This window comes from Psychrobacter proteolyticus (assembly GCF_003350005.1).
GTDB classification, from domain to species: Bacteria; Pseudomonadota; Gammaproteobacteria; order Pseudomonadales; family Moraxellaceae; genus Psychrobacter; species Psychrobacter proteolyticus.
The window spans coordinates 58,817-81,683 of record NZ_QLKS01000006.1; the positions used below are offsets into that span (position 1 = coordinate 58,817).

General features: G+C 43.9%; 21 protein-coding genes. 10 read left to right on the forward strand and 11 right to left on the reverse strand.

The features are described 5' to 3' along the window. Positions 1-14: 14 nt before the first annotated feature. Positions 15-443, reverse strand: a complete 429-nt coding sequence (locus DXK30_RS11360; RefSeq protein ID WP_390178041.1) for an MAPEG family protein — start codon at positions 441-443, stop codon at positions 15-17. Between the two features lie 11 nt (positions 444-454). Next, complete coding sequence (locus DXK30_RS11365) at positions 455-868, reverse strand: OsmC family protein (RefSeq protein ID WP_114701777.1); 414 nt, start codon at positions 866-868, stop codon at positions 455-457. A 475-nt stretch (positions 869-1,343) separates the two neighbouring features. Between DXK30_RS11365 and DXK30_RS11370 the strand changes: the two genes are divergently transcribed. Continuing rightward, the gene (locus DXK30_RS11370; protein WP_114701778.1) at positions 1,344-1,865 is read left to right on the forward strand and encodes an RNA pyrophosphohydrolase; all 522 of its coding nucleotides are present in this window, start codon (positions 1,344-1,346) and stop codon (positions 1,863-1,865) included. Positions 1,866-2,125: 260 nt separating this feature from the next. Here DXK30_RS11370 and DXK30_RS11375 read toward each other — a convergent pair whose 3' ends face one another. From DXK30_RS11375 to DXK30_RS11385, 3 genes are all read right to left on the reverse strand, one after another. Next, positions 2,126-3,220: an NAD(P)-dependent alcohol dehydrogenase gene (locus tag DXK30_RS11375; protein ID WP_114701779.1), complete on the reverse strand. Its 1,095-nt coding sequence runs from the start codon at positions 3,218-3,220 to the stop codon at positions 2,126-2,128. A gap of 181 nt (positions 3,221-3,401) precedes the next feature. Next, positions 3,402-4,235 carry an NRDE family protein gene (locus tag DXK30_RS11380; RefSeq protein ID WP_114701780.1) on the reverse strand — a complete coding sequence of 278 codons (834 nt, stop codon included), beginning with the start codon at positions 4,233-4,235 and terminating at the stop codon, positions 3,402-3,404. Positions 4,236-4,343: 108 nt separating this feature from the next. Then, positions 4,344-5,996: a DUF4139 domain-containing protein gene (locus DXK30_RS11385; protein WP_114701781.1), complete on the reverse strand. Its 1,653-nt coding sequence runs from the start codon at positions 5,994-5,996 to the stop codon at positions 4,344-4,346. A gap of 412 nt (positions 5,997-6,408) precedes the next feature. Here DXK30_RS11385 and urtA point away from each other — a divergent pair, with 412 nt between their 5' ends. The 8 genes from urtA (at position 6,409) to DXK30_RS11430 (ending at position 15,375) form a co-directional block, all read left to right on the forward strand. Continuing rightward, positions 6,409-7,761 carry an urea ABC transporter substrate-binding protein gene (gene urtA / locus DXK30_RS11395; protein ID WP_114701783.1) on the forward strand — a complete coding sequence of 451 codons (1,353 nt, stop codon included), beginning with the start codon at positions 6,409-6,411 and terminating at the stop codon, positions 7,759-7,761. A gap of 228 nt (positions 7,762-7,989) precedes the next feature. Continuing rightward, positions 7,990-9,819, forward strand: a complete 1,830-nt coding sequence (urtB, locus tag DXK30_RS11400) for an urea ABC transporter permease subunit UrtB (protein WP_390178042.1) — start codon at positions 7,990-7,992, stop codon at positions 9,817-9,819. A 10-nt stretch (positions 9,820-9,829) separates the two neighbouring features. Next, complete coding sequence (gene urtC / locus DXK30_RS11405) at positions 9,830-10,900, forward strand: urea ABC transporter permease subunit UrtC (protein ID WP_101204890.1); 1,071 nt, start codon at positions 9,830-9,832, stop codon at positions 10,898-10,900. Between the two features lie 44 nt (positions 10,901-10,944). Beyond that, entirely contained in the window at positions 10,945-11,754 is an 810-nt protein-coding gene (gene urtD / locus DXK30_RS11410) for an urea ABC transporter ATP-binding protein UrtD (protein ID WP_313777867.1), read from the forward strand. Between the two features lie 78 nt (positions 11,755-11,832). Continuing rightward, on the forward strand, positions 11,833-12,531 hold the full coding sequence (gene urtE / locus DXK30_RS11415; protein ID WP_114701785.1) for an urea ABC transporter ATP-binding subunit UrtE: 699 nt from the start codon (positions 11,833-11,835) through the stop codon (positions 12,529-12,531). Positions 12,532-12,835: 304 nt separating this feature from the next. Beyond that, positions 12,836-13,720, forward strand: a complete 885-nt coding sequence (lgt, locus tag DXK30_RS11420) for a prolipoprotein diacylglyceryl transferase (protein ID WP_114701786.1) — start codon at positions 12,836-12,838, stop codon at positions 13,718-13,720. Between the two features lie 148 nt (positions 13,721-13,868). Continuing rightward, complete coding sequence (locus DXK30_RS11425) at positions 13,869-14,738, forward strand: thymidylate synthase (RefSeq protein WP_114701787.1); 870 nt, start codon at positions 13,869-13,871, stop codon at positions 14,736-14,738. A gap of 64 nt (positions 14,739-14,802) precedes the next feature. Continuing rightward, positions 14,803-15,375, forward strand: a complete 573-nt coding sequence (locus DXK30_RS11430; protein WP_114701788.1) for a dihydrofolate reductase — start codon at positions 14,803-14,805, stop codon at positions 15,373-15,375. A gap of 132 nt (positions 15,376-15,507) precedes the next feature. Here DXK30_RS11430 and uvrC read toward each other — a convergent pair whose 3' ends face one another. Both uvrC and DXK30_RS11440 read right to left on the reverse strand, forming a co-directional pair. Further along, complete coding sequence (gene uvrC, locus DXK30_RS11435) at positions 15,508-17,352, reverse strand: excinuclease ABC subunit UvrC (protein ID WP_114701789.1); 1,845 nt, start codon at positions 17,350-17,352, stop codon at positions 15,508-15,510. A 154-nt stretch (positions 17,353-17,506) separates the two neighbouring features. Beyond that, positions 17,507-19,030, reverse strand: coding sequence for a DUF3360 family protein (locus DXK30_RS11440; RefSeq protein ID WP_114701790.1), 1,524 nt, complete (start codon positions 19,028-19,030; stop codon positions 17,507-17,509). A gap of 500 nt (positions 19,031-19,530) precedes the next feature. Here DXK30_RS11440 and DXK30_RS11445 point away from each other — a divergent pair, with 500 nt between their 5' ends. Continuing rightward, positions 19,531-20,091 carry a DUF4442 domain-containing protein gene (locus DXK30_RS11445; RefSeq protein ID WP_114701791.1) on the forward strand — a complete coding sequence of 187 codons (561 nt, stop codon included), beginning with the start codon at positions 19,531-19,533 and terminating at the stop codon, positions 20,089-20,091. 239 nt (positions 20,092-20,330) lie between these two features. Here the strand turns inward: DXK30_RS11445 and rplS are convergent, their stop codons facing one another. The 4 genes from rplS to rpsP form a co-directional block, all read right to left on the reverse strand. Beyond that, a complete protein-coding gene (gene rplS / locus DXK30_RS11450) occupies positions 20,331-20,753 on the reverse strand; it encodes a 50S ribosomal protein L19 (protein WP_057761981.1) in 423 nt (140 codons plus the stop codon). A 205-nt stretch (positions 20,754-20,958) separates the two neighbouring features. After that, positions 20,959-21,723, reverse strand: a complete 765-nt coding sequence (gene trmD / locus DXK30_RS11455; protein ID WP_114701792.1) for a tRNA (guanosine(37)-N1)-methyltransferase TrmD — start codon at positions 21,721-21,723, stop codon at positions 20,959-20,961. A gap of 77 nt (positions 21,724-21,800) precedes the next feature. Beyond that, positions 21,801-22,334, reverse strand: a complete 534-nt coding sequence (gene rimM, locus DXK30_RS11460) for a ribosome maturation factor RimM (protein ID WP_114701793.1) — start codon at positions 22,332-22,334, stop codon at positions 21,801-21,803. Positions 22,335-22,499: 165 nt separating this feature from the next. Beyond that, a complete protein-coding gene (rpsP, locus tag DXK30_RS11465) occupies positions 22,500-22,769 on the reverse strand; it encodes a 30S ribosomal protein S16 (RefSeq protein ID WP_068038349.1) in 270 nt (89 codons plus the stop codon). Positions 22,770-22,867: the final 98 nt, after the last annotated feature.

Below are 22,867 nucleotides of genomic sequence, written 5' to 3' on the forward strand. Positions count from 1 at the left end.
TACAGTTAGTTTTACTAGACGCTGACTCGTATCGCTAAATAAAATAGCATTAGACAACATGCCATTGATAGTACCCAGAGGATAGAGCGGAACATTGCCAAATTAGTAATATACGCCACACAAAAACCAATTCGTATCATCACATACAGCCAAGCCAATACGTTGATAATCGACTGCGGTACAAAGAACAGCATAGCGACTATCACTGCCGCCAAAAACACTGGCAAGGTTTCATAGCTGTTTTGTTGTGCTGCATTAGCACGTGCTGCCATGCCTGTCGCATTTTGAAAAAATTCGCGAGGATGTGCATTATTTCTGATTCTAAAGCCACCAGATATTTTTGCAACGATTGACACCGCCCATGGTAGTAGACTTGCTACCACCATGGCTAAAATGGCAGACGCCACTTTGTCAGTTACCAACTCAAAGAATGCACTTATCATTATATAAGTCCCTAGCCTGCAACCACTTCGAAATCATGGGTGATATTGACCCCACCTGCTACTAACATACGGCTGGCAGAACAGTATTTTTCTGCTGATAACTGGATGGCTTTTTCGACTTGTTTTTCTTTAACATCTTGACCAGTGACAATGAAATGCATATGAATATCGGTATAGACCGCTGGTACGGTTTCAGCACGCTGGGCGGTTAGCTCACAACGTACATCCGTCACTGCTTGGCGTGATTTCTGTAAAATCTCTACGACATCATAACTGGCGCAACCACCTAGTCCTAGCAAAATCAGCTCCATCGGGCTTGAGCCTTTTTCTTTATCAGCATCGATTTGTACATTATGTCCTGATGGTGACACGCCCATAAAAGCTTTGTTCTCTTGCCATATGACGCTTGCTTTTGATTCTGACATTGCAGATGTTCCTTATTTTAAATGGCGTATTGCCTATTATTATTGTGTGAATAATATATTGCCCAGCTAGTGTAGCATAAGCCAAAGCAAGATTTTATAGGCTCATTGTTTTGCTGCTAGCTCACCAGTGAAATCTGTGCTTTTACCACTTTATACATATCGAAATAGTGGAGTTCGATATTTTACTGAATAATCGTATATCCATACGCCTATTACTACTCTTCGACACTTGCATAAAAACACTGTATAGAAACCTACAAAAGTTTGCTTATAAATAGTTGATTTTAAAAGGTAAAACTCGTGAAACATTTTATAGCAAAATACTGTTACACATTTTGCTTGTTTCTTGGTTTAATAACGGTAATGAATCTTGTTTTGAGCAGATATCGATAACAATCACCTTATAATAATTACGATTGCTGTCACGGTTTCAAGTCAAAACAAGCTATTTTTAAACAAATTAAAAGGTTTAGTCATGATAGATGCAGACGGCTTTCGCGCCAACGTCGGCATCATCTTGGCAAATACACAAGGGCAGGTTCTGTGGGCAAAACGTATTGGTCACAACGCTTGGCAATTTCCGCAGGGTGGTATCGACCGCGGGGAGACGCCGATGGATGCAATGTATCGCGAGCTCTGGGAAGAGGTCGGCTTACATCCGCGTCACGTAGACTTATTGGCAGTCACGCAAGACTGGTTGCGCTATCGTTTGCCAAAACGTTATGTACGTCATGGTCAGCATCCCTTATGTATTGGGCAAAAACAAAAATGGTTTTTGCTACGCTTAGATGAGCCAAATACTCAACATATCCGCTTTGATGAAGGGAAACCTGAATTTGACCATTGGCAATGGGTCAGCTACTGGTATCCACTCGGACAAGTGATTCACTTTAAACGAGGCGTTTATCGTCGTGCCTTACAAGAATTAGTACGCGAACTTCCCTTAAAACAAGAACTGATCATTCCTGAGCAAAACAATCATTTGATTCAGTCCTGACCTGTAAAGCCCATTTAGCTTTTCACACAAGACATGAAAAAGCCTGTATCACTGGATACAGGCTTTTTTGTATTAAATATGAGTAAAACCAGGGTCTGTCTTCATTTTGAAAATGGTGATAAAAATGAGATAAATTGCAGCCAAATAAGGAAAATAGCGCAGATAATATCAGGATATTAACCAGCTATTTGACGTAATTTGGCAAGATTTAACCATATTTTAGCCTATTTAGGTGCTTTCATTCAGACTGAGGACAAGCCCTAGGGTTTAATAGCAATTTTCAGTACGCCATCACGTTGATGCATGAATAAGTCATAGGCTTCTACAATATCGTCTAACGCGTAGGTATGCGTGACCATTGCTGATAAATCGACACGCCCTGACTCAACCACATTCAATAGACGACGCATACGCTCTTTACCACCTGGGCATAAGGCGGTGCGGATCGTATGATCACCAAGACCAGCTCCAAAGTGTGCCATCGGGATCTTCAAGTCTTCGGAATATACGCCAAGGCTTGAGAGTGTGCCACCTGGCTTTAATACTTTGAGACATTGCTCAAATGTAGATTGTAAGCCTAGCGCCTCAATACTACTATCAACACCGCGACCACCAGTGATTTTCATAATCACATCAATGACATCGACTTCGTTAAAGTTAAGGGTGATATCTGCTCCCAATTTTTTAGCCATAGCCAAGCGTTCATTATTACCATCAACGGCGATAATAGTGGATGCGCCTCTGAGTTTTGCGCCAGCAGTCGCACATAAGCCAATCGGTCCTTGCGCAAATATCGCGACGATATCACCGATCTTAATGTTGGCATTTTCAGCACCTTTAAAGCCTGTTGACATAATGTCTGGGCACATCAACACTTGCTCATCGGTCAGACCATCAGGTACAGGTGCTAGGTTGGCTTGTGCATCGGGCACCAACACGTATTCGGCTTGCGTGCCATCAATGATGTTGCCAAAGCGCCAACCGCCAGTCGCCTTATAGCCATGACAAGCACAGGTGCCATCTGGCCCAATGTAACCACCATCTTGTGACGGGAAACCATCTTGACTGGCATAAGAAGTAAAACTTGGGCAAATTGCACCAGCAATGACTCGCTGACCTTCTTCATAACCCATCACTGCACTACCGAGTTTTTCGATAATACCCACTGGCTCATGACCAATGGTCAGTCCTTTAGCAACAGGATACTCACCCTTAAAGATATGAATATCGGTACCGCAAATAGTTGTCGTCGTGATTTTTAGTAAAGCATCATTTGGTCCAACATCGGGTATTTTCTTCTCAGTGATTTCAATCTTACCTGGCTCAACAAATATTAGTGATTTCATCATGCTCATACCACACTCCTTGTTTTAACCCTCATTTACACACAATAGGGTTTGATACCCTATTCAATGAGTGTAAGCCATAAAAGTGACACTTTAAAGGAAAAACCACAATTACTTTATGGTTTTAATAATTATTTGTTGGTTTATGTGAAACCAAGCGTGAACATAACTAAAAATAAGTGATGATTTTTCACTCACCAGCCACTGAATGCGGATACTCTCGGCTGACAATGTGAGCCGTAAGCGCTGAAACTTCCCTACTGTCTTTACTCAAGGTCAAAATACTCTGGGTTCGTGTTCCATAAGTAGGTTTGCTGGTTTTGGTATCGCCAAAAGCGACGGGTTCAATATAAACAGACGATAACATCTGCTCCACTTCAAATGCTACGCCAGTAACAGGCAGTTTATCTTCTGGTGCTTTGGTACTATCTGACAAGACATTAAAAGCCGCCGCTTGCCAGTACGCAGGCGAGCTATCCTCCGCAATCAATGGCAGCACCTCTTGACGTAGTCGCCCGCGCAACCGCTCTGTCTTAAACCAACTGTCCTCTGGTTGACCATTAGAGATAACATGTAGACCTGCATATAATGGCGTAGGTGCATGACCGCGATTATTGACGATCACAGCTTGCGCAGCGTCACCAATGATCAGATTAAAACCCGCATAATCTTGCAAATCAATCTGCCGTGCAAAATCCATCGGACTTAGAATCCCTGTCAAGAATTCAGTGACCAGTGCACCACGTGAGCGCTCATCACTACTTGCCTGCACGCCATCACGAAAGTTCAACACCGCAGCCCAACGACCATTTTGTTGATGATATTCTGCACTCTGCGCTGGTGACACTTGCTGATGAATGCCTAACCACGTGCCACCGCTTTGCTTATCACGTCCAGCATAGATAGGTTGGTCAGACCACTGGTGGAGCGGCTCAGTTGGGCGCTGCAAAAACTCATCACGATTAGACAGTAGCACCAGTGGTAACTCGTCAAATAATTGCCAAGCAATAGCGACAATACACATAGCTTTCCTTTTATAATAATTTTCGTTATGCGGGTAATTCTTAATAGAGGCAAAGATATTATTTCAGACTTTACCTATTAATAAGGTAGCCTTTATAGATAGTACTTATTAATTGCCAGTTAGCAATTTATTGGCAGGATAACTAATTTGGGAGGTTGAACGTATTACTTGTGATTGTTTACTTGGTAAGTCAAAATCCCATGCCACCATGCCTTGATTGTCATTCCAATCTCGCTCAGTTACAGGCGGCGTATGCGTCACCGCAACTTTTAAACTATCGTCACGACTGATAGGTTCACTGCCCAGTACTTGCAAGCGTACGTTGCGATTGTGCTGATTGGTAAATTGATAGGCTTTGGTGGTCGTGAGTGTTTGCGTACGGTTTAGCACACCTTTCTCACCTTGCTTATCTTCATTGGTCAGCTCTTTTACGAGCATATTTGAATCACGACCAAATCCAATCTCCTGCTCTTTTAGCACTTGATAATTATAACGCGACTGACCTACATAATTGTCATCACGGTACAACTGTAGCGAACCATCGACCCAATCCGGCGTCAAAAACGGCGCTGACGCATACCAGTAGGCAGGAGTTTCAACACTTGGCGTACTGCGAATCCAGAGCTTACTGTTACCTGCCTGCTCCCCAATCACTGTGCGTACCCGTCTCCCGTCACTCGGAATACTGACCAATTGCGGTAAACGATACTCGATAATGCCATTTTTATTTTGGCTACTGACCGTGAAATTAGGTAGCGGTGCCATAGCTACCCCTGCTCCTTTGTTATAAGCAGGCTCTTCCATCATAACAGGGGACGCATCCATCATAGGTAGCTCACGTCTTACTCGAGTATCTGCGCTCTCTTCATACAATGACAGACGCTGCACATATGGCAGTTGCCTCGTCGTACTTTGATTGGGGTTCACGGTGCTGAGTGTCAGAGGTACGTTTGTCCAGTTCTCGCCAGTTTGCTGAGCGATAATCGCAGAAGCTGTGATACTTAACTGTTCACTGTTTGTGTTTAGACGCGCTTGATACGCAGGCTCCCAACCTGCACCTTGCACTTGATAATGCAACTTAATACTACTTGGCGAGCGACTTGCCGTACGTACACTCACCTGTGTCACCTTGTTAAAGGTCGATGTCGCGCTGCCTGCCATCAGTTGGTTCAATGCGTCTTGGGCACGCGCTTGTCGCTGTTGAATCTCTAGAATTCTTTGGTTAATACTGGTCGCTTGAGTTTCTATATCGCGGGCATTATTGGCAATCGTACTAGCTGTATTGACTTGCGTGGCTTTGGTCAAATTCTGCAAGTAGGCCTTTGCTAACCGTGCCGCTTCTAATTCAGCATTGATATTGGCTAGGGTATTTTGCTGCGTCTGTACCTTGGCATCACCTTGATACTGACACTGGGCTGCCTGCTCACCTGTCAGCTCTTCGATACTGACTTCCCCAACGCTAACATTATCCATCGCCTGTACGCTTAGACTTTCTTTATCCATATAAGGTGACAAACACGAAAACACCACCGTTTGCTCACCGCTACCTTTGATTGGCAATGCACGCGTCACGCTCGCTAGCCCCTGATAAATGGTCACTTGCTCGACACTACTGGTTGCTGCTTGTGCCGAAGATAATCCCAAGACGGCACTACTACCAAGTACAAATGGCAGGATAGCAAATCTAGTCATTTGGTTAAGTGGCGGTAATACGCTGCCATGGTCTGTTGAGACAGGCGAATCCGTTAATTGTGCGTTCATGCATCATTCCTTAGCAGTAAAATCCATCATGGCAGCTACGCATTGGCTCAACGCGCAAAATAGTAACTATCTTAGAGATATTACCGTAGCCGTTTTGCAGGTCTTTGGCAATAAATGCTTTTGGCAGACTGCACTTTTAGCAATAAGCACTTTTAGCGACAAATCCCTTCATATGATAGCGATTCAGTTTAAAAAATTTGGTTTTTAATATTGCACCATTTTTTTGTTCATCTCCCCTTTATGGTGCAGTTTATTAACCATCCTGCACTAAATTAATGAATATATTAATCAGAACTTAATTATTGCTCAATTATTACTCGATTATTGGCTTTTTTAACTTGGCACGGAACTTGAACTCTTAATGGTTGTTCAGGAACATTATTTTACCTTTTGTATTTATTAGGAGATGTCCATGTTTTCGTTACCAATTTTAGCCAATACTCAAGTAGCAGACCCTCAATCACACGAAAAAATCAAATCGCGTTTATCGTTACTAGCGGTAGCCGTCGTTGGTAGCTTAAGTCTTATTGGTTGTCAAAAACCTGCCGAAACTGCTGCATCAACAGAGACCACAACTGAAACCAGCACAGAAACAACCACCGACCCTGCTGCTGATGGCGACACTATCAAAGTCGGCATATTACATTCGCTGTCTGGCACCATGGCCATCTCTGAAACCTCTCTAAAAGACACTGCGTTGATGACGATTGATGAAATCAATGCCAATGGCGGCGTGCTCGGTAAGCAACTCGAACCAGTCGTCGTCGACCCTGCTTCTGATTGGCCATTATTCGCTGAAAAAGCCCGCCAGCTACTCACTCAAGATAAAGTAGATGTCATCTTTGGTGGTTGGACGTCAGTATCACGCAAATCCGTATTACCTGTGGTTGAAGAGTTAAACGGATTGATGTTCTATCCAGTGCAGTATGAAGGACAAGAGCAGTCAGAAAACATTTTTTACACTGGTGCGGCACCAAATCAGCAAGCTATTCCGGCAGTAGAGTACTTGATGAGCGAAGAAGGCGGCGGTGCAGAGCGCTTTGTATTGTTAGGTACTGATTACGTCTATCCACGCACCACCAACCAGATTTTAAAGGCATTTTTGAAATCAAAAGGCATAGCTGATGCAGACATCATGGAAGAGTACACACCATTTGGTTTCAGCAATTACCAAACCATCGTATCTAACGTTAAAAAGTTCTCAACGGGCAAAAAAACCGCGGTTATCTCGACCATTAATGGCGACTCAAACGTTCCGTTCTATCGTGAGCTTGCCAACCAAGGTATCAAAGCGTCAGACATTCCAGTCATGGCATTCTCAGTCGGTGAAGAAGAGCTACGTGGTATCGATACCAGTCTGCTACAAGGGCATTTAGCGGCATGGAACTACTTTATGTCGATCAAAAACCCGACCAATAGTGCCTTCACCAAACGCTATAAGCAGTATGCATTGGACCAAAAACTACCCAATGCTGAAAAAGTCGTGACCAATGATCCAATGGAAGCTACTTATGTCGGTATCAACATGTGGAAGCAAGCTGTCGAAAAAGCAGGTACGACTGATGTAGACAAAGTGCGTATCAGCATGGCGGGACAAACGTTCGATGCACCTTCTGGCTACACGCTAAAAATGGATGAAGAAAACCATCATCTATGGAAGCCTGTCATGATTGGACAAATTCGTGCCGACGGACAGTTTGATACGATTTTCAAAACGCCAGAAGTCATTCAAGCCCAGCCATGGAGCGAGTACATTCCTAAATAGGCTACTCCCTAAATAAGACAGTACTGAAAAAAACATGGATAGTAATTGAATAGTAGGCGGATGGATAAACGACACTAATAACAATCCTAAAGCCTACTTTTCACATTTATTTTCAACACTTATTCTTAACTTTTAAATAACGCCAAACCTTATCAACTCTTCTATCGCTTAATTCGTTAAGCAGTAGTGGCTAAGGGTTTGTTGTCTGTGAAAAACAGGGAGCCGCACATGCAGCACCATACTTTACGCCCGTTTGTAGGGCAAACATCGTCCAAAAATGGTAATAACCCACAAGCATCAGTCAGTGAAGTCATGCGGTATGCGGCTCGTTTTTCAATTTATGTGCCTCTGCGGTTACTTGCATTGGTGGCATTATGCATAACAACTTTCATCACCACAGCATATGCGGATCATGATGGTCAGGTACATGACCACGATACGGATACCGTTCATAGTGAGCAATCTTTGGTCACACCCGCAAATGTATCTACTTCTACTCAAACCAGCACCTCAAATATTTCAACAGCAGCAACTACAAGTTCAGGCGATGCCATTCAACAATTTGTGGCCGGCGATTTTAGTAAGCGTCAAGCCATGTTAAGTGATTGGCCAGGATCCGTTGAGAGTTTAGATAGTTTGGTTGAATTCATTGCCAATGATGAACTGTATCAAGGTAACAGTGGGCAAACATATTTACTGAATAAAGAAGATCAGCTGTTTACTTATCCTGACAAAAAAGAGACTGACGATTGGCCAAGTGATTTATCACAAATCACCTTAACCAATGCACTTCGCTCAGCACTCATCTTTGGGCAAGCCAAGGTAAAGCTGGCGTCTGACAAGCCCGCTCAGCGACTACAAGCCGTCGATATTTTGGCCAACAATATTGACCAAGTAGATCCAGCCATTATCACGACCGCAGCAGCAAACGAAGACAATGCTAAAGTTAAAAAAGCACTAACGGCACTACAAGCTCGTATTGATTTCAAAAACGGTGACCTGCCCACACAAATTGCAGCGGTCAATCTACTTGCAGATAGTGATAACCCACAAGTTTTGGTCGATATCGAGTCTGCCCTCGCTGCGGATAACTTAGATGCCTCGCTCAAAGCTGCACTTATCGATGCTGAATCTAGCGTGTCACGCCGTATCGAAATCAGCACATGGACAGGGCATATCTTCACCGGTATGAGTACCGCCAGTATTTTACTGCTCGCCGCACTTGGTCTCGCCATTACCTTTGGCTTGCTTGGCGTGATTAACATGGCGCACGGTGAGCTGATTATGATCGGGGCTTATACCACTTATATGGTGCAAAACTTCTTTCAAGCTTATATGCCAGATATGGCAGGTTGGTATCTGCTTGCTGCTATTCCAGCTGCTTTTTTAGTCAGTGCCATCATCGGCATGATTATCGAACGCATTGTCATTCGTCCACTATATGGTCGTGAGCTAGAGACTTTATTGGCGACCTTTGGCGTGAGCTTAATATTGATGCAGCTGGTACGGATGATTTTTGGTGCGCAAAACGTTGAAGTCAGTAACGTGGCATGGTTAAGCGGTGCCTATCAGGTGTCATCAAGTTTGGTGCTGCCTTATAACCGTATCGCTATTATTGGTTTTACCGTCATTGTCGTGGCGCTACTGGTGTACTTGCTCAACAAAACCCGCTTTGGATTGTTTATACGAGCTGTCACCCAAAATCGCCAAATGGCACGTGCTGTTGGTATCCCCTCTGCACGTATCGATATGATGGCATTTGGTTTGGGTTCTGGGCTGGCTGGTATGGCTGGCTGTGCCCTTGCCCAAGTAGGTAACGTAGGTCCTGATTTGGGCCAAACCTATATCATTGATACGTTTTTAGTCGTCGTCGTCGGCGGTGTCGGTCAAGTATGGGGCGCAGTATTGGCCGCCTTGGGACTTGGAGTCAGCGGTACGGTACTTGAGATTGGTATCGGTGCGGTATTGGCTAAGATTGTGTTGTTGGTTCTTGTGATTCTGTTTATTCAGAAACGGCCACAAGGTTTATTTGCACTCAAAGGCCGCTTTGTCGAATAAGGAGACTTCTATGATACTGACCAAATTACTGTCTGATACGCCGCGTAGTGCTGTTTTAATTGGCTTATGTTTTGCCGTACTACTGATACTGCCTTGGCTACATCTTATGCCAGAGACCTCAGCTTTTCACCTTTCAGCCTACTGGATTACCCTAATTGGCAAAATCATGGCGCTAGCGATGGTCGCTTTGGCACTAGATCTCGTCTGGGGCTATGCCGGTATTTTGAGCTTGGGACATGGCCTGTACTTTGCTTTGGGTGGTTATGCGTTTGGCATGTACCTAACACGTGAGACAGCAGGCGATGCGCTTCCTGATTTTATGCGATTTTTGAGCTGGACTGAAATGCCGTGGTATTGGGCTGGCACGCAGCATTTTTGGTGGGCAGTCGCACTGGTCGTATTAGTACCTGGCTTGGTTGCTTTTATTTTTGGTTTCTTTGCTTTCCGCTCCAAAATCAAAGGCGTTTATTTTTCTATCATCACTCAAGCCATGGTCTATGCAGCAGCCTTGCTATTCTTTCGTAATGAGACAGGCTTCGGCGGCAATAACGGATTTACTGGTTTTACTACTCTTTTAGGCTATGACATTACCGCTGCCTCTACCCGATCAATGCTGTGCTTCGTTACTGCATTAGCATTGTTAGTCTCTTATATGGGTTTGCGTCATTTAATGAACCAACCTTATGGGCGAGTACTTGGTGCGATTCGTGACAGTGAAAACCGCCTGCAATATCTGGGCTACCGTACGTTATGGTACAAACTATCCGCTTGGGTATTATCCGCTGTCATCGCTGGTATCGCAGGTGCGCTATACGTACCGCAAGTAGGCATTATCAATCCGAGTGAGATGAACCCAGTGAACTCAATTGAGATAGCTGTCTGGGTAGCGACTGGTGGTAGAGGAAGCTTAATTGGCGCGATTTTAGGAACTGGTGTGGTAAATGCTGTGAAAACCTACTTTACCGTCGCCTACCCTGAGTTTTGGCTATTGATATTAGGTGGACTGTTCGTCGTCGTGACGTTGTTTTTACCCAATGGCATTATGGGCTTGTTCGATCGATTCAAAAAGGAGAAACAATAATGCTAAATGATAAATCACCATCGACCGAACAATCGACTAAGGCGCTGTCTGAATATGATCATACTGATGGACGTGACGGTCTCAGTCATCCCAAAAAATCAGGCGTCGACTTTAGCCATGGTATTGCTCTGTACTTAGAAGATTTAAGTGTCTGGTTTGATTCGTTTCGCGCACTTAATAATCTGTCGCTCTATATCGAAGAAGGCGAGTTACGCTGTATCATCGGCCCCAACGGCGCTGGCAAAACCACACTAATGGATGTCATCACAGGTAAAACTCGCCCTACCGAAGGCAGCGTATTTTTTGGTCAGACTCATAACCTTGCCAGCTTATCTACTGAAGAAATCGCTGAAGCGGGTATCGGCCGTAAGTTTCAAAAACCTACTGTCTTTGAGAACTTTACGGTGATGGATAATCTGTTACTTGCCGCGCCAAAAGACAAACGTGTGGTTAAAAGCTTGTTTAATAAACTCAATGCCGATACTCGCGATACCCTCGACGCTACCCTACAGCAAATTCGCCTGACCGATAAGATCAATAAACCTGCTGGTTTGCTTTCACATGGGCAGAAACAGTGGTTAGAGATTGGCATGCTACTGATGCAGAGTCCCAAACTGATTCTGCTTGATGAGCCAGTGGCAGGTATGACCGATGCAGAAACAGAACATACCGCTGAGCTGTGTCTACGCCTTAAAAAGAACCATACCTTAGTAGTAGTCGAACATGATATGACCTTTATCGATGCCATCAGTGAAAAAGTCACGGTATTGGCACAAGGGGCGATTTTGGCTGAAGGTACGTTAGCTGAAGTACAAGCCAATGAAGCAGTGATTGAGTCCTACTTAGGTCGATAGCTAAACGTATCATCTAGACGAACCAAACGAATATAACCTTTAAAATATTAGAAAAGTTTTAGAGTTTAGGAGACAGCCATGTTACAAGTGAACGATATCAATCAATATTACGGCGGCAGTCATATTTTACGAGACGTCTCGTTTACAGCGCCTGTAGGCGCGTGCAGCGTGATACTTGGACGTAACGGCGTGGGCAAAACTACGCTACTTAAATGTTTGATGGGGATACTACCGATTAAATCAGGCGAGATTTTGCTCAATGATAAAGACATCAGCAAGATGTCTCCAGAGCAACGTGTCCGAGCAGGACTCGCTTATGTACCACAAGGACGCGATATTTTTTCGACATTAACCGTAGAAGAGAACATATTAATTGGTATGGCCAAGTTTTCACGCAGTAAGGCCAAGCATGTACCCAAGCATTTATACGATATTTTTCCCGTACTCGATGAGATGAAACATCGACGTGGTGGTGATTTGTCTGGTGGTCAGCAGCAGCAGCTTGCTATCGCCCGTGCCCTAGCCTCCGAGCCAACTGTGTTAATTTTGGACGAGCCAACTGAAGGTATTCAGCCCTCTATCATTAAAGATATTGGCCGTGTCCTTCGAGACCTAGCAGATAAAGGTGACATGGCCATTGTGCTGGTTGAGCAATTCTATGAATTTGCCGAAGAGCTTGCTGACAATTACACGGTACTATCACGTGGTAAGGTAGTGTCACAAGGCGCAGGCGATACGATGGTCGAAAACAAAGTACAAGATCTGGTCGCCATCTAATTTCTTTTAATAATAGATGTAATAATACAACTTGGTAGCGAACGCTTGATAACGCTAAAAATGGCACTTTTATCTCAAGCTGCTAGCTACCAAGATTACATATCATCACGAAAACACTCCTTAATTAAAGTCAATTTTTTCACCTCACTTCTTATTTTTTTGACTCTTAGTCTATACATTCTCTACTATCTAAAAAACTCAAATTACTCATACACTCTGATTGGCGTCATAGCAATTATGTATGCCCAGCGAACGAAATTTGCTATTATAGTCAGCATTTTATTATCAATATTATGATGCCCTTATGATGATTCATCCTCAGTACGATCCTGTAGCATTAGCAGTTGGACCTGTCGAAGTCCATTGGTATGGGCTGATGTATTTGTTGGCATTTGCCGCCGCCTACGGACTGGCATGGTATCGCAGTACCAAGCGTGAAGGCTGGACGACAGATATGGTCTCTGACCTAGTGTTCTTTGGCGCACTTGGTGTGATATTAGGTGGCCGTGTCGGCTATGTGTTGTTTTATCAGTTCAGCGAGCTGCTTCAAAACCCTGCCTATCTGTTCAAAGTCTGGGAAGGCGGTATGTCATTCCATGGTGGCCTGATTGGTGTCATGTTGGGTATGCTGTATTTTGCCCGCAAATATAAGAAGACACCTTTCCAAGTGCTCGATTTTGTCGTTCCCTGTGTACCAACTGGTTTATTGTTCGGACGTATTGGTAACTACATCAATGCCGAGCTATGGGGCCGCGTCTCTGACGGTGGCTACAACTGGTTGACCTACTTCCCGCAGGCCGCTAGTGTTGATATGCAGCAGCTACAAGCCAATCCTGCGCTGCAAGACCTTATGACTGAGGTCAATGGCCAGTACCTGTTGCCTCGTCATCCGTCGCAACTATATGAAGCCCTTGCAGAAGGTCTGCTGTTGTTTCTATTCTTGTGGTGGTACTCATCGAAGCCCCGTCCTCGGATGGCAGTGACCGGTGTCTTTATGCTTGGTTATGGCTTTAGCCGTTTCATCATTGAGTTTTTCCGCCAGCCAGACATCGACCAAGGATTCATCTTGCTAGGCTGGATGACCAAAGGTCAGATACTAAGTGCCCCAATGATAATTATCGGCCTGTTCTTGATCGGTTACGCCTATAAGCGTGGCATCTATGACTGGGGTAAGCAAGCTGCTTATTAAGCCTACCCTTTTGTGATAAAGGTTAAGGACTTAAAATAGGGTAAGCTGTCAAAACACCTACCCTAGCAATACTTTTAATAATGACAGTGTATATATCGACTACCCATCTAGCCTGTATGCACTGTCGGCAGTAACTAAAGAGCATTTTATGATCAATGGCACCCAAAGTAATAACGAGCAAGCATATCTTGATTTGCTACGCCACGTTCTCGACAATGGCACCGAAAAAGGCGATCGTACTGGCACCGGTACGCTTAGCCATTTTGGCGCACAGCTACGCTTTGACTTAGCAGAAGGCTTTCCACTGCTAACGACCAAAAAGGTTCACTTCAAATCTATCGCTTATGAGCTATTGTGGTTTTTAAGTGGCAGTACTCATGTCGGTTATCTACAACAGAATAACGTTCGTATCTGGAATGAGTGGGCGACAGCAGAACAGACCGCGCGCTTTAACAGACCTGCTGGCGATTTGGGTCCTATCTATGGTCATCAATGGCGTAACTATGGCGCGACCAAAAATGAAGATGCCAGTTATAACGCTGATGGCGTCGATCAAATCGCACAAGTCGTTGAACAGATAAAGACCAATCCGAATTCACGCCGTTTGATTGTTTCTGGCTGGAATCCAGGTGAGGCAGAGCAAGTAGCCCTACCACCATGTCATACGTTATTTCAGTTCTTTGTCGCAGACAACAAGCTGTCGTGCCAGCTTTATCAACGTTCGGCTGACTTATTCCTAGGCGTGCCTTTTAACATTGCGAGCTATGCGCTATTGACTCATATGATCGCGCAGGTGTGCGGTCTAGAAGTTGGAGAGTTTGTCTGGACAGGTGGTGATTGTCATATTTATCAAAACCACCGTGAGCAGGCTGAGCTACAGTTGACACGCTCGCTATATAAACTGCCGACATTGTCTTTGAACCCTGAAGTAAAAGACATATTTGCATTTGAGTACGAAGACATTAGCGTCAATGACTATGAGTCGCACCCTGCTATCAAAGCCAAAGTTGCCGTATAAAGTTAGTCTGGTTAACTACGCTAAATAAGAGCAAAATTTAAAAATACAATAAAAAGGATATATTATGAGCTATGCCCATACCGAAGTTGCCCAAATCGCTGCTATTAGTAGCAATCGCTGTATTGGCAAAAACAATGAGCTACCGTGGCATATCTCAGCAGATTTGCAACATTTCAAAAGCATGACGACCAAAAAAAACGATAGCAAGATTCAAGGTATCGTAATCATGGGTCGCAAAACATTTGAGTCAATGGGTAGCAAACCATTACCAAAGCGTGTGAGCTTCATTGTCACGACACAGATGGATTATGCTGAGACAAAAGGTCTAGCAGATAGCAACAATGCTTATGTGGTACACAACCTAGATGACGCACTGACACAAGCAGCGAGCCTGGCTCATGGCGCGCACCTTGACACGATTTGGGTAATTGGCGGCGAGCGAGTATTTAGTGACGCTCTGATGTACACCGACCGTATTGAGTTGACTCATGTAGATACTAATATTGCAGACGGTGATGCATTTTACCCTGAGCTGCCAGAACGATTTAAAGTAGCAGACGAATCTGAGCAGATGCACGATGAAAAAAGCGATTTAAGCTTTAAATTTACCACTTATAAAGTAGAAACTGATAAGTAGTAAAAGCCTATTAAAAAAGGGGCAGTCTTGGATAATTTGACTTATCCAAGACTACCCCTTTTTTGTTTAATCTCCACACAGTCGTATTGATAGACAATCAATAAAAACTGATGCTTGATAACATCTAATCCATTACTCGTGCAATACTTTATAAACCGTTTTTGCCAGTACTGGTCCGATACCTTGTACGCCTGCCAATTCCTGCTGTGAAGCGCCTAACAGCTGCTGCATACCACCAAAGTGATTGAGCAAGTCACGACGACGTTTCTCACCCAGTCCCGGTATTACCTCTAGCACTGATGACGAGCGACGCTTATCGCGTTTTTTACGGTGAGCGGTAATCGCAAAACGATGCGCCTCATCACGAATATGCATCAGCAAGTGCAATGCTTTGCTATCCATCGGTAAATCTAACGGCTCATGATCGATAAAGTGTAGTACCTCAAGCCCAGCCTTGCGCCCTTCCCCTTTTGCCACACTAATGAGCAAGGTGTCGCCAAGAATACCCAACTCAGTTAATACTTCTTTGGCAATACCAAGCTGACCTTTACCACCATCAACCAATAGCAAGTCCGGCAATGGCTGCTTTTTATAACGTCGGGTCAGCACTTGTTTCATCGCTGCATAATCATCGCCGCCTTGGATATCATGGATAGCATATTGACGGTAATCGCGACGACGCGAGCCACCTTGGTCAAACACCACACAGCTGCCAATGGTCGCCTCACCCATCGTATGTGAGATATCAAAACATTCAATGCGATCAATCGTCCGATCTGTGACAGTCGCCAATACGTCTTTTAGCGCGCCAAATCGTGCATGTAGCTCTAAATAATCGCCAAGCTTGGTTTTTAATGCATTACTGGTATTCAGTGTGGCTAAGTCTAGCCACTCTGAACGGTGTTCGCGTACATTGGTCTTGATGACTACTTTATTGCCAAAGTGCGTTGCCAATGCTTCACTCACTGCCACCTGATCTGGTATCTGATGGCTCAATATGATTTCGGCTGGTAAATCATCGGTCACTTGGAAATAGAATGAAGTGATAAAGGCCGATAAGTTATCTGCTAACGACTCACTACTATCCACATCCGGGAAATAATTTTTTCCGCCTAGTACACGGCCGCCACGTACCGTAAGCACGTTCACACAGGTCATGCCAGCCTGACTAGCAATGGCAATCACATCTGCCTCACCTTGTACGGTATAAACCGCTTGCCTTGCTTGTACTTCACGTAACATGGACAGCTGATCACGATAAAATACTGCTTTCTCAAAATCTAACGCTTCAGCTGACGCTTCCATCTTTTCAATCAGAGTCGTATGAATATCACTAGAGTCGCCTTTTAAAAAACGGATGGTATTATTCACATCCTCTGCATACTCTTCTGGCGACACCAAACCAACACAAGGCGCACGGCAACGTTTGATCTGATACTCAAGGCAAGGACGCTGACGCTGCTTAAAAAAGGTATTGGTACATTGACGCATTTGAAACATTTTTTGCATCAAGACCAACGTTTCTTTTGCCGCATGTGCAGAGGGAAACGGGCCAAAGAATCGACCCTTTTGATGATTGCCTTTGCCGCGACCGTAAGCCAACCGTGGATAAGGCTTATCGGCGGAGATAAACACATAAAGATAGGATTTATCATCACGCAGCAGCACGTTATAGGGCGGACGATGCTCTTTGATTAGATTCTGTTCAAGCAACAGCGCTTCGGTCTCACTACGCGTGATAATAGTCTCAATATTATGGATCCGTGCCACTAGCGCCCGTGTCTTTGGATGATCTATCGTTTTGGCAAAATAGCTATTTACTCGGCTTTTAAGCGACTTAGCTTTACCAACGTATAATATGTCGCCGTTCTTACCCAGCATCTTATATACCCCTGGCAAGTTAGGCAGGCGTTTGATCAGATGCTTAAGACGGGCTTTTTTATCATCGACAGGACTCGATTCTGAGACATTAACCATAGAATTTATTGCTCTTAAAAATCTTAGTAATACTGCTAGTTATGGGGCGGGAGTCATTGTTTTACAAGCCAATTATTATCGCAGTGCTACCCATAAAAAAGCCAGCTTTCGCCGGCTTAGTTTGTTCTATTATCGTTTATTCGACTACATACTACTAATGACGGAAGTTTGCCATCAATGCTGGGATACCCGGCAGCATACCAACGATAGCCATAACACCTGTCAATACCACAAACATAATACCCGGTATGATCCAGCGGCTCATCTTAGTCAAATTGGCACTACGTTCTTTAGAGCCAATCAAGCCCAAGTTATCAAGCAACAACGTGAGCGACCAACCAAAGGCTGGGTTAACCAATGCCGACGCGAATACCACGATAGCAGCAGATTGTGTGGTTTTACCTTCACGCGTCATCTCCATACCAGCTTCAAGCAGTGGAATGAATACCCCAACGATCAAGGCCACACACATCACTGGCTGCCAAATGGCCAAATCCATTGGATAGCCCCAAACCCCTGCAATGATACAGAATAGGGCTGTCAATAAAGCTCCGGCAGGAATTGGACGTTTAGCAATCGCTGCAGGAACGATATACGTTCCCCAAGATGACGCAAAGTTGGCACCGCCCAATACAGAGCCGACTACCTGACGAAATGAAGCACTGGTCATAGTGTCATCGATATCCATAAGCACTTTTTCAGTACGCTTAGGATAGCTGATTTTTTGGAATACCTGATGGCCCAAGAAATCTGGCGACCACATTGCCACAGCCAAAATAGCAAATGGCAGTACTACGATGAAGCTTTCAATCGTCGGCAGACCTAACATCCAACCTGTGTTTTCGCCCCACCAATACATTGGATTCATGTTTGGTAGACCTGGTGCTGTTTTAAACTCAAAAGGTGCGCCCAATGCAAATGCAAGACCACCACCTAACACACAGCTTAGCGGAACTGCGAGCCAGCGTTTTTGCCAATGTTCAAGCAATGCATATAGCAGGATAGTCGCAAGAATAATAAAGAAAGCGATATGCGACATGCCAATCCCTTCTGCCCAAGCAAAGAGATTTTTGACCTGTGAGGTGGTACCGATAAAGCCCAAGTAAATCAATAGGCCACCGCACACCCCTTTACTGGTCAAATTGGCCAACAAACTCCCCCCTTTGCTAATAGCAAGGATTAGACCAAAAGCACCGATAAGCAAACCAAAGGCCATCGGATGCCCACCTGCTGCTACCACAATAGGAATCAGAGGAATAAGTGGGCCGTGAGTACCTGCAAGGTTGGCCGTCGGCAGCAAAAAGCCCGAAAATAAGATAATAAAGAAGGAGACGATCAATAGCTCGTAGCGCACGTTTTCTAGAACAAACGCATCACCTAAGCCGAGTGGACCTGCAAAGGTTGCTGCAATGGCGCCCACCATAACAACTTTACCGATGGTCGCGGCCATTGCTGGAATAGTATCTTCGTATTCAAAACGGTAATCACGGAATGGTAAATTAGGACGCCAGCGTTTCGGCTGCATTATTTGTAATTCATGGTTTAAATAAGCATCACGACTGTCAAAACTAGAACTGGACTTATGCAAATCTACATAACTGCCTTGTGATTGACTGTCGTGGTTTACGTTCGAGGTCGGCGGATTAGACCCTGAAGAGGGGGTCTGAGGGTTACTCATCACATTTCCTTGTGTCGATTACATTTTTAACTAACTAATATTTTCTGATGGGATATTCGCCAAATGACCAAACGGTCATAATAAGCGGCAAACCATTGTATGTTAAGGGATAAGGAAATGCGAATTTAAGATATATTGTGTATCGTTATAAAATATAAATTAAAATTATTATTAAATAAGATATTGAGATTAATAGGAAACTATTAGGAATAAAAAGCGCTAGTTTGGACATAAAATCAAACTAAATGATAATTTTCTTAATAATGACTTACATCTAAATATTTTTTATCATATAACTAAATAATAAAGATATTTGTAATAAATACTAAAAAGCACTTTGTGATAGTGATAGAAACTTTGTTTGGTTACGCTTTAAAGCTAGCGAGCTCAGTCATTTTTAACTATGATAAATGTTTTTATCGTTCCTCATCTAATAGCAAGCACTAAAAAAAGCGCTATCAATACTATTAAAAAATCAATAAAAGCAACAGGATAGTTTTATGAGTGTACTACCCAGCAATTTTGAGACTTTGAAGCGTCGAGCCAAGCAAAGTATCATGCCGCTACTGACCCCGCACCTACTGAAGCTACGGCTCAATACTTACGCACCCTATATAGGTGCAGGTATCAAAATCGACCATATCAGTCTCGATCAAGGATTGTGTGTGATCAGCATGGGGTTAAATACTCTGAACAAAAATATCGTCGGCACTCAGTTCGGTGGTAGCTTATATTCGATGGTTGACCCTTTTTATATGCTTATGCTGATGCATCAATTGGGTAGCAACTATGTGGTGTGGGACAAAAGCTCACACATTGATTTTGTTGCGCCTGGCAATAGTAAAGTCACTGCACGCATGAAAATACCTAGCTCTGAAATCATTACCATTCAAGAGTTGGCAAAAGAGGGTAAAGCCGTATTTCGTGAGTATAAAGTCGACATCGTTGATGAGCAGCAAAAGCTCATTGCGACCGTTACCAAGACGTTATACATTAGACTGCGCAAATACAGTAAGTCCAAGGAGCAAATCAACCGTATCGATACATTTGATACTCAATAAACTTTAGCTTATAACTGGCGCTATTAGAGCTGATAATATCAGAGCTGGTAAAACTCAAATTATTAATGCTATACATACAAAAACCCCAATCTAGCTTTCGCATAGATTGGGGTTTCGTCTTTTTTGGTATGGCCCGCTTATTTATAAATAAACCTATGAATAAGGGCTTGTATCTACTATTACCTTGTCTTGAGCCAATCCTAAAATTATAGGATTAACTCAAAACGGCAAACTTGTGCTTAGATACCAGGTGCAGTATCAACTGCATCAGGTACGCCAGCGTCAGTTTTTTTCTTAGCAACTGGACGAGCACCAAGTTTTTCGCGGATACGTGCTGATTTACCAGAGCGCTCACGTAAGTAGTATAGTTTCGCACGGCGAACAGCACCGCGACGTTTCACTTCGATGCTCTCGATGATTGGTGAATGCAATTGGAATGCACGCTCAACGCCAACGCCGCTTGAGATTTTACGTACGGTAAACGCTGAGTTTAAACCACGGTTACGCTTAGCAATTACAACGCCTTCAAAAGCCTGTAAACGCTCACGCTCACCTTCACGTACTTTTACTTGTACCACAACGGTATCGCCGGGTGCAAAGCTTGGGCGCTCAAGCAATTGAGCGTTTTCGATGACCTGAACCAATGGATGCTTGTTGCTCATGAGAGTTATCTCCTCACATTAGATAATAGAGGCTTGACGCATATCACCTGTTTGTAATAATTAATCGCATCTCTTTATAGTGAGACACAACGTAAATGGGTTATAACCAACGGCCACTATGCTATGACTCGTTTTATTATTGCTCAAAATTCTGTTTCTTAACTGTTTATCAAACTTGCTAACGATAAAGTTAGATTATAAAAACCTACTTTTTATCTGCTTTGGCCAATGCTTTCAACCACTTAGCTTGCTCTACCGTTGGGGTAAACGCTTGCCATAAGTCTGGACGACGCGTTTGCGTACGACTGACTTGCTGACTAAAACGCCACTTGGCGATATTGGCATGGTGACCTGAAAGTAATACCTCAGGAACCGCCATACCCGCAAACTCATGCGGCTTAGTATAGTGTGGACAGTCAAGCAAGCCATCGACAAAAGAGTCTTGCTCCGCTGACTTGTCATCACCCATGATATCGGGCAGACGACGTATCACACTATCCATCAGCACCATTGCTGGCAACTCGCCACCAGTCAACACGTAATCACCTAACGATACTTCCATATCGACATATTGTGAAAGTAAACGCTCGTCAATACCTTCATAACGACCGCATAATAAAATCATGCCATCGTAATCAGTCATATTGACTACGCTACTCTCACTAAGCGTCTCTCCTTGCGGCGACATATATATCACCGGACAGTGCTCACTATCGACACGGCAACCGTATTGCTTGGCACGCAATCGTGCGTCCTCAATGGCTTTTGATAATGGCTCAGCCATCATCACCATCCCAGGACCACCCCCATAAGGGCGCTCATCAATACGGCGATAGTTATCAGTGGTATAATCACGTGGATTAATGCATTCAATCGTAACTTGCTCTTGAGTCACTGCTCGGCCCGTGATTCCAAACTCACGAATCGTGGCAAACATCTCAGGAAAAATACTAATTACGGCAAAATACATCTGATGTCTACTTACATTAAGGCTAAAACAATCGGTGTAAGTACTAATAATGTCTGACTAAAAAGCCTGAAATACTATTAATAATCACTCGGCCATGCCACAAGCACTGTTTTTTCAGTCATATTGACTTCTATCACAGTTTGCTTATGCCATGGAATCAGGCGTTCTTCATTGTCTAAACTATCTGAATTTGCCGTTACACGCATGATGTCATGGGCACCGGTTTCAAACATTTCAGTGATATTACCTAGATACTCATCCTGCTCGTTCATCACGCGCAGACTGACCAAATCCGACCAATAATATTCGTCTTCAGCTGTCTCAGGTAGGACGTTTTGTTCGACCCAAACGGTAACACCGTTCATAGTCTCAGCAACATTACGATCAGGAACCTGCTCAAATTGAGCCACAATTCCTGTTCCTTGCTCACGCCAAGCCTTCACAGTCAAAGGTTTCATACCAGTAGCAGTTTTCATCCACCACGGCTTCATATCGAATATCGCTGCACGGTCATCCGTATCACTGAATACCCAAAGCCAGCCTTTAATGCCGTAAGGCTTCTTAAGCTGACCAATTTTCATAAGGGCACTAGCGTTTGGAACGGATGACATAGCAGCTAACCTAACAATGATTAAAACAGCAATTGCAAAAACAATTGCGTCAAAAGCGATAAACAGTTAATGGCGCACCCTGGTCAGACCAGTTACGCTATGTATTCTAAAGTCTACTGAGTCATATCATAGTTTTGCTATGAACGTCTCAGTAACACCCAAAACTTAAGCAGTTGCTTCAGTTTGAGCTGCAGACTTATTGTAAGCTTTTACTAATGAAGCAACGCGATCTGAAGGTTGTGCACCTTTTGCGATCCACGCATTGTACGCTTCCATGTTTAGGCGTACTGCTTCTTCAGACTCTTTAGCGAGTGGGTTAAAAAAGCCGATGTTTTCAATATAGCGACCGTCACGCGCGCGGCGTTGATCAGCAACAACTACTTGATAAAATGGGCGTTTCTTGGCACCGCCCCGTGCTAAACGAATAACAACCATGTGAATTCTCTCTTTCGCAGGTATACCAAAAAGGGCATAATTATATCACAGTCTTTATTTGTTGAAAACACAAACTGTGCATATTTAATTATTTATTA

What these genes read in the sequence shown, in the direction of transcription:
- DXK30_RS11360 (WP_390178041.1), bottom strand. Translation starts at nt 443, where the DNA reads ATGATAAGTGCATTCTTTGAGTTGGTAACTGACAAAGTGGCGTCTGCC.
- DXK30_RS11365 (WP_114701777.1), bottom strand. Translation starts at nt 868, where the DNA reads ATGTCAGAATCAAAAGCAAGCGTCATATGGCAAGAGAACAAAGCTTTT.
- DXK30_RS11370 (WP_114701778.1), top strand. Translation starts at nt 1,344, where the DNA reads ATGATAGATGCAGACGGCTTTCGCGCCAACGTCGGCATCATCTTGGCA.
- DXK30_RS11375 (WP_114701779.1), bottom strand. Translation starts at nt 3,220, where the DNA reads ATGAGCATGATGAAATCACTAATATTTGTTGAGCCAGGTAAGATTGAA.
- DXK30_RS11380 (WP_114701780.1), bottom strand. Translation starts at nt 4,235, where the DNA reads ATGTGTATTGTCGCTATTGCTTGGCAATTATTTGACGAGTTACCACTG.
- DXK30_RS11385 (WP_114701781.1), bottom strand. Translation starts at nt 5,996, where the DNA reads ATGAACGCACAATTAACGGATTCGCCTGTCTCAACAGACCATGGCAGC.
- urtA (WP_114701783.1), top strand. Translation starts at nt 6,409, where the DNA reads ATGTTTTCGTTACCAATTTTAGCCAATACTCAAGTAGCAGACCCTCAA.
- urtB (WP_390178042.1), top strand. Translation starts at nt 7,990, where the DNA reads ATGCAGCACCATACTTTACGCCCGTTTGTAGGGCAAACATCGTCCAAA.
- urtC (WP_101204890.1), top strand. Translation starts at nt 9,830, where the DNA reads ATGATACTGACCAAATTACTGTCTGATACGCCGCGTAGTGCTGTTTTA.
- urtE (WP_114701785.1), top strand. Translation starts at nt 11,833, where the DNA reads ATGTTACAAGTGAACGATATCAATCAATATTACGGCGGCAGTCATATT.
- lgt (WP_114701786.1), top strand. Translation starts at nt 12,836, where the DNA reads ATGATGATTCATCCTCAGTACGATCCTGTAGCATTAGCAGTTGGACCT.
- DXK30_RS11425 (WP_114701787.1), top strand. Translation starts at nt 13,869, where the DNA reads ATGATCAATGGCACCCAAAGTAATAACGAGCAAGCATATCTTGATTTG.
- DXK30_RS11430 (WP_114701788.1), top strand. Translation starts at nt 14,803, where the DNA reads ATGAGCTATGCCCATACCGAAGTTGCCCAAATCGCTGCTATTAGTAGC.
- uvrC (WP_114701789.1), bottom strand. Translation starts at nt 17,352, where the DNA reads ATGGTTAATGTCTCAGAATCGAGTCCTGTCGATGATAAAAAAGCCCGT.
- DXK30_RS11440 (WP_114701790.1), bottom strand. Translation starts at nt 19,030, where the DNA reads ATGAGTAACCCTCAGACCCCCTCTTCAGGGTCTAATCCGCCGACCTCG.
- DXK30_RS11445 (WP_114701791.1), top strand. Translation starts at nt 19,531, where the DNA reads ATGAGTGTACTACCCAGCAATTTTGAGACTTTGAAGCGTCGAGCCAAG.
- rplS (WP_057761981.1), bottom strand. Translation starts at nt 20,753, where the DNA reads ATGAGCAACAAGCATCCATTGGTTCAGGTCATCGAAAACGCTCAATTG.
- trmD (WP_114701792.1), bottom strand. Translation starts at nt 21,723, where the DNA reads ATGTATTTTGCCGTAATTAGTATTTTTCCTGAGATGTTTGCCACGATT.
- rimM (WP_114701793.1), bottom strand. Translation starts at nt 22,334, where the DNA reads ATGTCATCCGTTCCAAACGCTAGTGCCCTTATGAAAATTGGTCAGCTT.
- rpsP (WP_068038349.1), bottom strand. Translation starts at nt 22,769, where the DNA reads ATGGTTGTTATTCGTTTAGCACGGGGCGGTGCCAAGAAACGCCCATTT.